This is a genomic window from Streptomyces sp. CNS606 (assembly GCF_000426325.1).
The window spans coordinates 689,002-701,896 of the sequence record NZ_KE384521.1 but is presented as its reverse complement, the minus strand read 5'-3'; the positions used below and the strand labels follow the sequence as shown (position 1 = coordinate 701,896).

10 protein-coding genes are annotated in these 12,895 nt (G+C 75.0%); 5 read left to right on the top strand and 5 right to left on the bottom strand.

The features are described 5' to 3' along the window. Nucleotides 1-46: 46 nt before the first annotated feature. Entirely contained in the window at nt 47-553 is a 507-nt protein-coding gene (locus K304_RS0123925; protein ID WP_078529610.1) for an SCO4402 family protein, read from the bottom strand. A 123-nt stretch (nt 554-676) separates the two neighbouring features. On the opposite strand from K304_RS0123925, the gene K304_RS30980 reads away from it, so the two are divergent. Beyond that, nucleotides 677-2,035 carry an ABC transporter substrate-binding protein gene (locus K304_RS30980; RefSeq protein WP_078529608.1) on the top strand — a complete coding sequence of 453 codons (1,359 nt, stop codon included), beginning with the start codon at nt 677-679 and terminating at the stop codon, nt 2,033-2,035. Nucleotides 2,036-2,089: 54 nt separating this feature from the next. Here K304_RS30980 and K304_RS0123915 read toward each other — a convergent pair whose 3' ends face one another. Then, nucleotides 2,090-3,760, bottom strand: coding sequence for a hypothetical protein (locus K304_RS0123915; RefSeq protein WP_051308761.1), 1,671 nt, complete (start codon nt 3,758-3,760; stop codon nt 2,090-2,092). A gap of 159 nt (nt 3,761-3,919) precedes the next feature. Then, complete coding sequence (locus tag K304_RS0123910) at nt 3,920-5,314, bottom strand: NsdA family TPR-like regulatory protein (RefSeq protein WP_027765775.1); 1,395 nt, start codon at nt 5,312-5,314, stop codon at nt 3,920-3,922. 454 nt (nt 5,315-5,768) lie between these two features. Here K304_RS0123910 and K304_RS30975 point away from each other — a divergent pair, with 454 nt between their 5' ends. The 3 genes from K304_RS30975 to K304_RS0123895 all read left to right on the top strand — a co-directional run bounded on the left by K304_RS30975 (nt 5,769) and on the right by K304_RS0123895 (nt 9,467). Continuing rightward, complete coding sequence (locus K304_RS30975; RefSeq protein WP_051308817.1) at nt 5,769-6,386, top strand: bifunctional DNA primase/polymerase; 618 nt, start codon at nt 5,769-5,771, stop codon at nt 6,384-6,386. A 580-nt stretch (nt 6,387-6,966) separates the two neighbouring features. After that, nucleotides 6,967-7,830, top strand: a complete 864-nt coding sequence (locus K304_RS30970) for an ABC transporter ATP-binding protein (RefSeq protein ID WP_051308816.1) — start codon at nt 6,967-6,969, stop codon at nt 7,828-7,830. Continuing rightward, nucleotides 7,827-9,467, top strand: a complete 1,641-nt coding sequence (locus K304_RS0123895) for a hypothetical protein (RefSeq protein WP_027765774.1) — start codon at nt 7,827-7,829, stop codon at nt 9,465-9,467. Before K304_RS30970 ends, K304_RS0123895 begins: the two co-directional genes overlap by 4 nt. 272 nt (nt 9,468-9,739) lie before the next feature. Here the strand turns inward: K304_RS0123895 and K304_RS0123890 are convergent, their stop codons facing one another. Further along, nucleotides 9,740-10,636: an alpha/beta fold hydrolase gene (locus K304_RS0123890; protein WP_037791857.1), complete on the bottom strand. Its 897-nt coding sequence runs from the start codon at nt 10,634-10,636 to the stop codon at nt 9,740-9,742. A 529-nt stretch (nt 10,637-11,165) separates the two neighbouring features. Further along, nucleotides 11,166-11,861, bottom strand: coding sequence for an iron-dependent transcriptional repressor DtxR (locus K304_RS0123885; RefSeq protein WP_027765772.1), 696 nt, complete (start codon nt 11,859-11,861; stop codon nt 11,166-11,168). A gap of 184 nt (nt 11,862-12,045) precedes the next feature. Here K304_RS0123885 and K304_RS0123880 point away from each other — a divergent pair, with 184 nt between their 5' ends. After that, on the top strand, nt 12,046-12,804 hold the full coding sequence (locus K304_RS0123880; protein WP_027765771.1) for an SIS domain-containing protein: 759 nt from the start codon (nt 12,046-12,048) through the stop codon (nt 12,802-12,804). The last annotated feature ends 91 nt before the right edge of the window (nt 12,805-12,895 follow it).

The following is a 12,895-nucleotide window of genomic DNA, read 5'->3' as shown; positions in this document are numbered from 1 at the left end:
CGGCCCCGGCGGTCCGGCCGGTCGTGCCGGCCCCGCGGTCGCCCGGTCAGACCACGCGCAGCGACAGCGCCAGGGCGTCCAGCGACTGCGGCGGCACCTCCGGGTCCTCCCCGTCGTTCACCGCGAGCCGCTGGTGCGCGTCGCGCGCGGCCCGTACGGCCTCGGACCAGGCGTGGTGCTCCAGGTACGCGGCGACGGGCGCGTCCGCGCCGACCTGGTGCATGATCCGCAGCACCCGCAGGACCGCGGTGTCCACGAGCGCGGCCTCCTGCGAGTCGCGGAATATCGTCCCGACGTACTTCTCGGCCGACCAGTTGTCCAGCCAGGTGTCCTCGACGAGGCGGTACACCGCGTCGGTGACGTCGCCGTAGCCGGGGCGCCCCGTCGCCCAGCACTCCTGCTGGAAGGCGGGGTCGGAGAGCATGTGCAGCGCGGAGCGGACGTTGCTGCGCCAGCGCCACCAGGGCATGTCGTGTACGGGCATGCCGCCCATGGTGGGGGAACGACGTCCGCGGCGGGAAGACTTCTCCGGAGCTTGGTGCGCGTGCTGCATGGCACCCGAGCCTATGTCCGCCCGTCACCGCCACCGCTTTGCCCCCCGGAATTCACCAGCCGGTCACCGTCCGTCGACCGAGGGCCATCGTCGCGTTACGGGCCCGGGGCATCGTGACCCGACATGACCGCTCGGAGCCGTTTCCGCCGCTTCCACCCCCGACGTCCGTGCGCCGCCCCCCGCTCTCCGCGCCACCCGCTCCGCGTCCGCCTCCGCCGGCACACCGCCCTCGCCGCCACGGCCGCCCTGAGCGGACCGCTGCTCACCGGCTGCGGGCTCCTTCCCGCCGAGGCCCGCGCCGACGACGAGACGGTGAAGGTGATGACCTGGGCCCCGCAGGACACCCACGCCGCCGACATGGCCGGCATGACGGCCATGGCCCAGGCGTACGCCCGCTGGATCAACGCCTCCGGCGGTGTCGCCGGGCGCCGCCTGGAGGTGCTGACCTGCGACGAGCGCAACGACCGCCTGGCGGCCGCGCGGTGCGCCGACCGGGCGGCCGACGAGGACGTGGTCGCCGTCGTCGGCTCGTACAGCAGGCACGGGCACACCTTCATGCCGCCGCTGGAGGGCGCCGGCATCCCCTACCTCGGCGGATTCGGGGTCGCCGACGACGAGTTCGAGAGCCCGCTCTCCTACCCCGTCAACGGCGGCCTGCCGGTCCTCGCCGCCGGCAACGGGCGGCAGCTCGCCGCGGGCGGCTGCACCGACGTCACCCTGGTCCGCCCCGACACCGTCGGCGGGGACCAGCTCGTCCCGCTGCTCGACGCCGGCCTGCGCGACGGCGGCGCCGCCGCGCCGGTCCGGGACGTCGCCGCGCCGGAGGACGCGACGTCCTACCTGCCCTCCGCCCGGCGCGCCCTGGACGGCGCGGAGGCGGCCGCCGCCTCCGGCACCGGAACGCCGTGCGTCACAGCCGTCCTGGGCGGCCGTACGGACACGTTCTTCGACTCCTTCCGACGGCTCGCGCCCGAGGACGCGGGCGTCGCCACCGCCTCGGTGCTGGGAAGCATCCGGCAGAACCTCGTGGACAGCACGGGCGGCGCCGCCAGTTCGCTGGAGGGGACGTACGCCACCGGTTGGTACCCGACCGCCGACGACCCCCGCTGGGACCCGATGCGGCGGGTGGTGCGCGAGCACGCCTTCGGAGACGACCGGATCGACCCCGACGACCCCGGCGTCCGTACGACGTGGATCGCCTACACCGTGCTGCGCGCCGCGCTGGCGGAGATCGGCCCGGACACCCCGGTCACCGCGCGCTCGCTGCGCACCGTCCTCGACGAGGGCCCGGCCTTCTCCACCGGCGGACTGACGCCGAAGCTGCGCTGGCAGTACGACGACCTGCTGTCGGCCGCCGAGTTCCCGCGGATCGTCAACACCTCGGTGACCTACCAGCGCGTGCGGGGCGGAAGGCTGGTCTCCGTGCACGACGGATTCGTGGACGTGGAGAAGTCCCTCCAGGCCGACGACGACCTGGACTGACGCCCGCCGCTCCGTCCCGTCCCGCCCGGGACGGGACAGGACGGGACGCACCGTCTAGAGCTGCGTGTACTGCCGTTCCGGGAGGCCGTACTCCTGGGCGGTCGGGTTCCACAGCCCCGCCGCCTTCTTCTTCGCCGCCGTGGCCTCGCCGCTGGCCCGGTTGCCGAGGGCCGTCTTCTGGGTGGTGCGGGCCTTGCCCTTCTTGCAGCCCTTGCGGCCCGCGACCTGGTCGGCCCACGCGGCGTAGGCGTCGTCGGCCTTCGCAGAGGCCTTCCACGCCTCGGTGAGCGCCGCGTTGAGCTGCTCGCTCTCCGGGAGTGCGCCGGTCTCGATCTCGGAGAGGCGGGTCACCAGGCCGTTGCGCTGGTCGGCGGCGGCCCGCAGGTCCGCCGCGGCCGGCCCGAGCTTCTGGCACGTCTTGATGTTCTGCACCGCCCGGATGACGGAGTTGCGGCTGTTGTTGCTCTTCTCCAGCAGCTTGTCCAGCGTCTCCGCCTGCTTCTCGGCGGAGTCGCCCGGTTCCTGGGACGGGTCGCCCGCGGGCTCCGTGGGTCCGCCCGGCCCGGCCTTCGGGTCCTCCTCGCCACCGCCGCCGGTGAGCGCGCCGACGCCGAGCCCGAGTGCCAGCACCACCACCAGGCCGATACCCGCCAGCACCGGAGGCGACAGTCTGCGGCGGCCGGGCTCCCGGTCCTCCGCGGCGGCGGTCCGCCGTCCCGGAGGACCGCCGTACGCGCCACCCGGTGCGGTGTCCGGTCCGGCCGCGCCGGCGGGCGGGTAGGGCCCGGGTACGGACGGTGTGGTCGAGGCGCTGCGAAAGAGGCTGTCGAACTCGGACGGCGGCTGCCGTTCGCCGGGCGCGCCGGAATGCACGCCGTACGGCGCACCGCCCGGCGGCGGCCCCGGGTCCACGGGAGCGTGCTGTCCTCCGTACGCCCCCTCGGGCGGCAGCGCGCCCGGATGCCCCTGCGGCGGCAGCATCTGCGTGGCGTCGGCATCGCCGTGACCGCCCTGGGGCGGGAGCATCTGCGTCGCGTCCGCGTCACCCGGGGCGGGCGGCGGCCAGGGCGCGCCCGGACCGCCGGGAGCGGGCGGTTCCGCGGCCTGCTGGGGCGGGAGCATCTGCGTGGCGTCCGCGTCCCCGTGGCCCGGCCGGGGCGGCCAGGGCGCGCCGATGTCACCGTACGGGCCCTGCTGCCCGGTCTGCGCCGGCTGGTACTGGGGCGGCTGCTGCTGGGGCGGGAGCATCTGCGTGGCGTCCGCGTCCCCGTGGCCGCCGTAGCCGCCGTGGCCGCCGTAGCCGCCCGAATCTCCGTAGCCGCCGGGGCCCGCGTGACCCTGGCCGTAGGGGTCGGCCGGCGGGGCGGCGGGCGGCGGTGGCGCCCAGGGCGCCCCGGGCTGCCCGTGGCCGCCGGCGGTGTAGTCCGCGTTCTCCGGGTACGGCGAGGCGGCGGGGTACGGGCCGTCCGCGGGCGGGAGCGCTGCGGCACCGGTCTGGTGGGGCAGCGCCTCCCGGTACTCGAGGGCCGGCGGGGCCGCGGGCGGCGACGGGACGTCGGGCCCCCAGGGCTCGCCCCAGGGACGCCCCTCGGCGGGCTGCGGCGAACGGCCCGTCGCGTCTGCCTCGCGCTGTTGTTCGGGCGTCCACGGCTCGCCGTTCGCCGGCAGCACGACGCCCTCGTAAGGGAGGTCGCCGCCCTGTCCGCGTCCGCTGTGCGCTGTCACCGGAACTCCTCGTACGCCGTCTGACTGCCGAAGTCGACGACTCACGCTACCGGTTCGCTCGAACCTTCGACCACGCCCGCGAAACGGTGCGGTGCCGGACCCCCTTCTCCGCCCGGCCACAACGGGAGAAAAAGGTATCTGTCATGACGAATTGCCGTGTCAGTTCCTCGCCGCGCACTCCGCATGCGCCACGAACTCCCGTGCGACCGGCTCGTTCGCGAACGGCTCCAGCCGCTGGCGGAAGCTCTCCAGGTATTCCGCCCCGCGCTCCGACCGCAGACCGCCGAGCATTTCCACCGCTTTCGTCCCGTTGTGGCAGGCGTGTTCGACCTCACGCGACTGGAGGTGGCCCTCCGCGAGCAGGAGCAGTCCGATCGCCCGCCGCCGCGTCCGCCGCTCCGGGTGACCGGCCAGCGACTCCTCGGCATACCGGACGGTCTCGCGCGGGCGCCCCAGGTCCCGGTGGCAGTGCGCCAGCTCGTCCGCGAGGTAGGCGCCGTCGAAGTGCCGGATCCACCGGGGGTCGTCCCCCCGGTCGCGCTCCGCCTCGGCACGCTCCATCGCCTCCACGGCACGGCCGGCGACGGCCTCGCAGGTGCGGGAGTCGCCGAGCTGGGCGTGCCCGCGCGCCTCGGCGGCGAGGAACAGGGCCTGCGCCCGCGGCGTGGCCCGGCCGCGCGCGCCCTCCTGCGCCGCGCGGGCCAGCTGGGCGATCTCGCGGGCGTTCCCGAGGGAGGCCGCGAGATGGCTCATCCCCGCGGCGAGCACGTAGCCGCCATACGCCCGGTCCCCGGCCGCCTGCGCGAGCCGCAGCGCCTGGATGTAGTAGCGCTGCGCCAGGCCGGACTGGCCGGTGTCGACGGCCATGTACCCGGCGAGTTCGGTCAACCGTGCGGCGGCGGCGAACAGTTCCCGGCCCACCTCCTCGCGGTAGGAGCCGCCGAGCAGGCCGGAGACCACGCTGTTGAGGTAGTGGACGACGACCGCGCGCACGTGTCCGCTGCCGTAGCGGTGGTCCAGGTCGGACAGTGCGGCCGTGGTGGCCCGCACCACCTCGACGTCCGCCGGGCCGACGCGCGCCCCGTTGCCCCGGGCCACCTGGGCGTCGGGCGGCGTGATCAGCCAGTCGCGGCTGGGCTCCACGAGCGCGGCGGCGGCGACCGTCGATCCGCCCGCCAGCAGGTCGCGCCGGCCGACGTCGCTGCGCCACAGTTCGCCCGCCTGCTCGACCGCGCTCGTGACCGTGGGCGCGAACTGGAGGCCCACACCGGCGGCCAGATGCCTTCCGTTCGCCATGCCGATCTCGTCGAGCGTCACCGTGCGGCCCAGCTTGCGGCCCAACGCCTGCGCGATGACCGCCGGCGCCCTCCCCCGCGGCTGCTGACCACGCAGCCAGCGCGCGACGGACGTCTTGTCGTACCGGAAGTCGCAACCCTGCTCGCCACCGCACACGTTGACGCGGCGGGCGAGACCGGCGTGGGAACAACCGGCTTCCTGGATGAGTGCCTGCAGCCTGTCGTTGGGCTGCCGTGCGACCAGTGGCCTGGCGGCCATCGTGCCCCCTCAGCGGAAACGGATCCACGGGCCCGCCCGGGCGGCGGGTTCCGGATGATCACGATCACTGCCCAGCGCATATGCCGGAAAATCGACTGTTCCGGACGTAATCGCCGTGAACACCCTTACCCACGCACAACCCTTCACCCCGTCGCGCGCCCCCGGTCGTGCACCCGTGCGCCCCGCGCCGCCGGACGTGCTCCGGCGGACTCCGGACGGACTCCGGACGGACTCGCAGCGGAGGAACGTTGCGGCGGGGCAGGCGCCGCGCGGCCCGTAACCGTTGCCCACCGGGGAAGTTGTGACAGGCGTGGAAAAGACCATCGCAGTCACCTCAGCCGCCGCCCGCCCGGCCACCGCACCGTCTGCGCCGTCCGCGCCCCGCGAGGGCGCCGGGCGCGGCGTTCCGGACCCGCGGGTACCGCACCGGCCCGGCGCACCGCAGCCGGCGCCGATGGCCGAGTACGCGGCGCGGTACGCGGAGGAACGCCACTGGGACGTCTTCCCCGGCACCTGGCTGGAACGGGTCGACGGCACCCCCGTGCCGCGGTGCAGCTGTGGCGACGCGCACTGCGAGGCGCCCGGCGCCCACCCGCTGGACGGGCGCTGGTCCGGCGACGCGACGGGCAGCGCCACGGCCGCCCGCCGGATGTGGGCCAAGGTGCCGCACGCGTCCGTGCTGCTGCCGACCGGCCGCACCTTCGACGCCGTCGACGTCCCGGAGACGGCGGGTTGCCTGGCGCTGGCCCGCATGGAACGGCTCGCGCTCCCCCTGGGCCCGGTCACCTCCACCCCGGACGGGCGGATGCTGTTCCTCGTGCTGCCGGGGGCGGCGAAGAAGGTCCCCGCCCTGGTGCGCGGCCTGGGCTGGTCGCCGGGCGCGCTGGACCTCGCGACGCGCGGCGAGGGCGGCTGGATCGCGGCTCCGCCGACCCGCATGGGCACGAAGGGGTCGGTGCAGTGGGCGTGCGCGCCGACGGCGGCGAACCGCTGGCTGCCCGACGTCGAGGAGATCGTCGCGCCCCTCGCCTACGCCGCCGGCCGCGAGGCGGCCACCGCCCGCGCCTCCTGACCCGGCCGGGGCACGCGTCGGGACACCCGCCGCCTCTCGCCCCGGCGGGGCCGGCCGTCGCACCCCGCGGCCGGCCGTCGACAGCCGCGGGTCACCACCAGGGTGGAAGGCGCGCCCCGGCACGGGTGGAGGAGGCCCACCCTCCAGGGCGCGACGCGGGGCAGGGCGCGGCGCGCGGGGCCACGGAGAGTACGGCGAACGCTCCTGCTGCGCGGCGGCGCCCGCGGCGGGCAGGCAGGGCCGGGCGGGACCTCCCGCCTGAGGAAGCCGGGACGTATCGTGGGCGCCGCGAAGGGCGCACGAACAGCCGTTCGGCGTGCGCCCGGTACGCGGCGCACGCACGGGGACGAAGGGTGACCAGAACATGGCCGGCGACCACCAGAACCGAGACGGCGGCCCCGCCGCCCGCCCGCCCCAGGGCGTACAGGGCAAGGACGGCGCCGTGCCGACCTTCGGCGGACCGGGGCAGGGACCACGGCGGGATCAGCCGCGCGGCACCGGCCCCGACCCGATGGCTCCGCAGCCCGGCACCCGGCTGGAGGACCGCCCGGGGAATCGTTCCGCCGGCGCCGTCGCCGCCATGGCCCCCGACGCGCCTGCGGCGGCCGTCCGCGTCCGCGCGCTGCGCAAGACCTTCGGCGACCAGGCGGCCGTCGACGGCATCGACCTCGACGTGCCCGCGGGCCGGTTCGTGGGGCTGGTCGGCCCGAACGGCGCCGGCAAGACGACCACCCTGTCCATGATCACCGGGCTGCTGCGGCCGGACTCCGGGTCGGTCGAGATCGTCGGGCACGACGTGTGGCGCGACCCCGTCGCCGTGAAGGCCCGGATCGGCGTGCTGCCCGAAGGGCTCCGCCTCTTCGAACGGCTCTCCGGTCGCGAACTCCTCTGCTACCTCGGCGCGCTGCGCGGCATCCCCGCTGCGGAGGCCGAACGCCGCGCCGCCCAGCTCCTCGACGTACTCGACCTGGCCGGCGCGCAGAACAAGCTCATCGTGGACTACTCCACGGGCATGCGGAAGAAGATCGGCCTCGCCGCCGCGCTGCTGCACAACCCCGAAGTGCTCTTCCTCGACGAGCCCTTCGAAGGCGTCGACCCGGTGTCCGCCCAGACCATCCGCGGCGTGCTGGAGCGCTACACCGATTCCGGCGCCACCGTGGTCTTCTCCAGCCACGTGATGGAGCTGGTGGAGTCGCTGTGCGACTGGGTCGCGGTCATGGCCACCGGCCGCATCCGTGCGCACGGGCCGCTGGCCGAGGTCCGCGGCGACGCCCCGACACTGCACGAGGCGTTCCTCGAACTGGTGGGCGCCGGCGAACGGGCGGCCGCCGGTGACAGCCTGGACTGGCTCGGCGGCGGCGCGGCCACGAGCACAGGCACCGGAACGGGCACGGGCGCCGCAAGCGGCGCGGACTCCACCCCGCGGAAGGACGGCGGCCGGTGACCGCCACGACGCCGACGTCCGCCGCGCCCGCCACGACGGCGCCCGCCCCCTCCGTCACCCCGACGTTCCTGCGCCTGAAGCTGTCCCTGCTGCGGAACGGCCTGCGCCAGTCGACGGGCCGCACGGCCGCGTTCGTCACCTCGATCGTCCTGGCGCTGCTCCTCTCCGCCTTCCAGCTGCTCGGCCTGATCGTGCTGCGTGGCACCCCCCACGCCGACGCGGTCGTCGTGCCGCTCACCGCGCTGGTCGCCCTGGGCTGGGCGGTGATGCCGCTGTTCTTCCCCAGCGGCGACGAGACGCTGGACCCCAGCAGGCTCGTCATGCTCCCGCTGCGGCCCGAGCGGCTGGTGACCGCGCTGCTCGGCGCCTCGCTGATCGGCATCGGCCCGGTGTTCACCCTCACCCTGGTGCTCGGCGCGGCGCTCGCGGTGACGCACGGCGGCCCCGCGACGGTCGCGGCCGTTCTCGCCGTTCCGCTGACGCTGCTGACCTGCGTCGCGCTGGCCCGCGCCGTGGCGGCCGCGAACGTGCGGCTGCTGACCAGCCGCAAGGGCCGCGACCTCGCGCTGCTGAGCGGCATCGTGCTGGCGATCGGCGCGCAGTTCCTCAATCTCGGCGTGCAGAAGCTGTCCCAGCCGGGCGGACTGTCCGCACTGGAGCCGGCCGCAGCCGTCCTGGGCTGGCTTCCGCCGGCTTCCGCCGTCGCGGCGGTCCAGTCCGCGTCGGACGGTGCCTACGCGGCCGCCGCCGTGCAGCTGGCGCTCACGGCCGCCGGCCTGGTCGTGCTGCTCCGCTGGTGGCGTCGCAGCCTGACCCATCTGATGACCTCCCCCGACTCCTCCACCCTCCAGGCCGCCGCCACGGACTCCGCCGACCGCAGCGGCGGCCGTTCGGCAGGGCTCGCCGCCCGGCTCCCCGAAGGCCGCACGGGCGCGGTGATGCTCCGCACCCTGCGGTACGCCTGGCGGGACCCCAAGGCCAAGGTCGCCTGGGCCTCTTCGCTGGGCATCGGCATCCTGCTGCCGATCGTGTTCCTCGTGCAGGGCAACGGGACCGTGTACAACGCCTGCTTCGCGGCCGGCCTGCTGGGCCTGCAGATGTACAACCAGTTCGGCCAGGACTACTCCGCCTTCTGGCTGGTCGCCGCCACCACCGCGTCCGCGCACGACGCGCGCGTCGAGCTGCGGGCGCGGATGTCGGCCATCGCGCTCGTCGGCGTGCCGTACGTCGCCCTGGTGTGCATCGGCTCGGCCGCCCTCCTGGACGACTGGGCCGCGCTCGCCGAAGTGCTGGGGCTGGCCCTGGCCCTGCTGGGCGCGCTCCTGGCGACGGGCGTGTGGTCCTCGACGTACTTCCCCTACTCGATCCCGCAGGACAGCGCCAAGAACGTCGCACCCGGCCAGGGGTCGCTGGCCTACCTGAGCATCCTCGGCGGCCTGCTGGTCGGCGCGGTGCTCTGCATGCCGCTGCTCGCCCTCACGGTCTGGCTGCACCTCGCCGCCTGGCACGGCTTCCTCTGGCTGCTCCTCCCACTCGGGGTCGCCTACGGTCTGGCCCTCTGCGCCCTCTCCCTCCGCCTGACGGCTCCCCGGGCCGCCGCCCGCCTGCCGGAGATCCTCGGCGCCGTGTCCCGCTGACGCCGCCGCGGTGAGCCCGCCCGGGCGGGCTCAGGGCCTGTCCGGCGGATCTCCTCGGGCCCGCGACGACGGCTACGGGCCCCTCTCCTCCGTGGCCCTTCGGGCACGGGGGGTGCCCCCACCGTTGTCGCCTCGCGCGAGTACGAGGAGTACGGCCGAGTACGAGCTGCGGTCCTCCGCCTTGCGATGCGTCCCCTCGATCCTGGCGGACCTGGGGAGACCCCGTGCACCAGACGCCGCGGGCCGAACCTCAAAGATCCGCCGGACAGGCCCTAGGAGTGGTCGGCGAGTGCGGCCTGGAGGAAGGGCTCGACGACGCGGCGCCAGCCGGCGGGCTGGTCGTAGTGGACGAGGTGACCGGCGTCGGGCACCTCGGCGTAGATGCCGCGCGGCAGCACCCGCACCATCTCCTGCGCCTCGGCCCGCCCGAGTTCGCCGTCCAGCCCGCGCACCACCAGCGTGGGGCACTGCACCTGGGCCAGCTCCTCCCAGTGCGCGTCGTGCACCCAGGTCTCGCGGACGCGGAGCATCTGCTCGCGGCAGAACACCGGGCGCCAGCCGTCCGGGCTCTCCGCCATCACCTCGGCGAAGAAGTCCCCGCGGGAGGCCCGCGGGCGCTCCAGCGTCGGGTCGTCCTCCCCGAACCACTTCCTCACGTCCGCCAGGGTCGCGAACGGCACCGGCCAGGACGCGTACCACTCCTCCCACTCGCGCTGCGAGCGCTCGCCGAGGGCGGAGGCCCGCATGTCGCAGATGACCAGGGCGCGCACCAGGTCGGGGCGGCGCGCGGCCAGCTGCCAGGCCGTCAGGGCACCCATCGCGTGGCCCACCAGGGCCACGGGCGCCAGGCCCAGCTGCTCGATGGCCGCCTCGGCGTCCGCGACGAACTCCTCCCGGCCGAAGGCGTCCTCCTGCGGCCCGTCGCTCCGCCCGTGACCGCGCTGGTCGAGTCCGACCGCGCGGTACCGCGCGGACAGCCAGCGGGCGGTGTCCGCCCAGTGGCCCGCGCGACCCATCAGGCCGTGCAGCAGCAGCACGCCGTACGGAGGGGGAGCCGGATCGGGACCCTCCGGCCCGCCGGAGCGCTGCGCCTCCTTCAGCGGATCCGCGAACTCCCAGGCCGCGAGCCGGACCCCCTCCGCTCCCGTCACGTCGATACGTCTCACCATGCGCTTCGGCACCCCCACTCCGTCTGAACGCGCTGACGACTCGGACGACTCCCACACGCTATCGAACTTCTATTCGAACACGGGACTCTGCGCGACAAGACCCCTCGTTCGAGTGACATCCGGCCGCGGTTGATCGCCACGGACCGGGGGAGACAGTGAGCGGGAGGGAGAACGACCTTGGGGGCTCGGGGCTCCGGGTCGTGGTCGGGGGGACATTGGGGAGGACGGGCCCCGGCCGCCTTCATCGGCGCCGGGGCCCGCCTTGCCCACATCGGCTTTCGGCTCCTCACATCCCGGAAGGACGCACCGAACGCCGGATCGGTGCATCGCCCGGCCTCCCTCCGCCCGCCCGTCTCCGCCACGTGGCGGAATCCGCGTAGCGACAGGGTGACACGCCGCGACCGGGTACGGGCGGTTTCCGCCAACTTGCGCACGAAAAGCAGCCGCGGGGTGGGGCGCGCGGCAGCTCTGCCGCGCGCCCCACCCCGCCGGAAGGACCGACGTCCGGCGCGGCCCGCGCCGGAGCGGGTCAGCGCTTCGCGACGAACACGTGCGAGGCGATGCTGCTCTCCAGCTCCGCCGACTCGCCGCTGCTGGCGACGTGCACCCCGCCACCCGGCCCCGCGGTCACGCTGACCACGGCGCCCGGCTGGACACCGGCACGGCGCAGGGTGTGCATCAGCTGCGCGTCCATCTGGATCGGCTCCCCGATGCGCCGCACGACCACCGTCTTCGCGTCCGTGCCCGGCCGCAGGTCGGAGAGGCTGACCATGCCGTCGTCCAGGAAGGACTCCGCCTCGGCGTCCTCGCCCAGCTCCTCCAGGCCCGGGATCGGATTGCCGTAGGGCGACTCGGTGGGGTGCCGCAGCAGCTCCAGCACCCGGCGCTCCACCGCCTCGCTCATCACGTGCTCCCAGCGGCACGCCTCCGCGTGCACCTGCTCCCACTCCAGGCCGATCACGTCGACCAGCAGGCACTCGGCGAGCCGGTGCTTGCGCATCACGCGGGTGGCGAGCCGCCGGCCTTCCTCGGTCAGCTCCAGATGCCGGTCGCCCGCGACCTGGACCAAGCCGTCCCGCTCCATGCGCGCCACCGTCTGGCTGACCGTGGGGCCGCTCTGGTCGAGCCGCTCCGCGATCCGGGCACGCATGGGGACGACGCCTTCTTCTTCAAGCTCCAGGATCGTGCGGAGATACATCTCCGTGGTGTCGATCAGTCCGGACATCCGTGCCCCTCGTCAACTCGTGCGGTGGCCCTGGCCTCAATTCTGACGCATCCGCGGGCCGACCGTGTCCGCGCGGGGGGTCGCGCTCCGTCCGCCGTGGTGCGGCGGTGTTGACAGGGCAGTGGTCCAGACCTCACCGTGATCTTCCCGCCGAGACGGGCGGCACTCGAGGACGGAGCGGGCTGTGGGGACCGGCGAGGGTACGGCGGCCGCGGACTTCTTCGCGGCGGCGATCGGACTGCTGCGCGAGGTGGCGGAGACCGAGGCGGGGAACGTCGCGGCGGCGGGCGAACTGCTGGCGGACACCGTCGCGGAAGGCGGACGGCTCTTCGCCTTCGGCGCCGGCCACTCGTCGCTGGCCGCACAGGACGTGGTCTACCGGGCGGGCGGGCTCGCCGTCGTGAACCTGCTGGCCGTCCCCGGGGTCGTCGGCGTCGACGTGCACCCGGCGACACTCGGCAGCGCGTTGGAACGCGTGTCCGGGCTGGCCGGCACGGTCCTCGACGCCTCGCCGCTGCGCGAGGGGGACACGCTGATCGTGGTCTCCCTCAGCGGGCGCAACGCGCTGCCGGTGGAGATGGCGCGGGACGCGCGCTCCCGCGGCGTGCGGGTCGTCGGGGTGACCTCCGTGGAGTACGCGACGCGGACGACGTCGCGCCACGCGTCCGGCACCTTCCTCAAGGACCACTGCGACGTGATCGTCGACAGCCGGGTGCCGGTCGGCGATGCGACGCTCACCGCGCCGGGGGTGCCCGCGCCGTTCGCGCCCGCCTCGACGGTGGTGACCAGCGCGCTGATGCAGGCCGTCGTCGCCACGGCGGCACGGTCGCTGGCGGCGCGCGGCATCGAGCCGCCGCTCCTGCGGTCCGGCAACGTCGACGGCGGGCACGAGTGGAACGCCCGCGTGCTCGCCGAGTACGGCGACCGCATCTTCCACTCCTGAGGGCCATGCCGGAACGCCGTGCGCGTTGCGTACGCGTACGCAAGGCTGCACCTCGCCGCACCGCCGGCCGGTGCCGGGACCGGCCCGGACC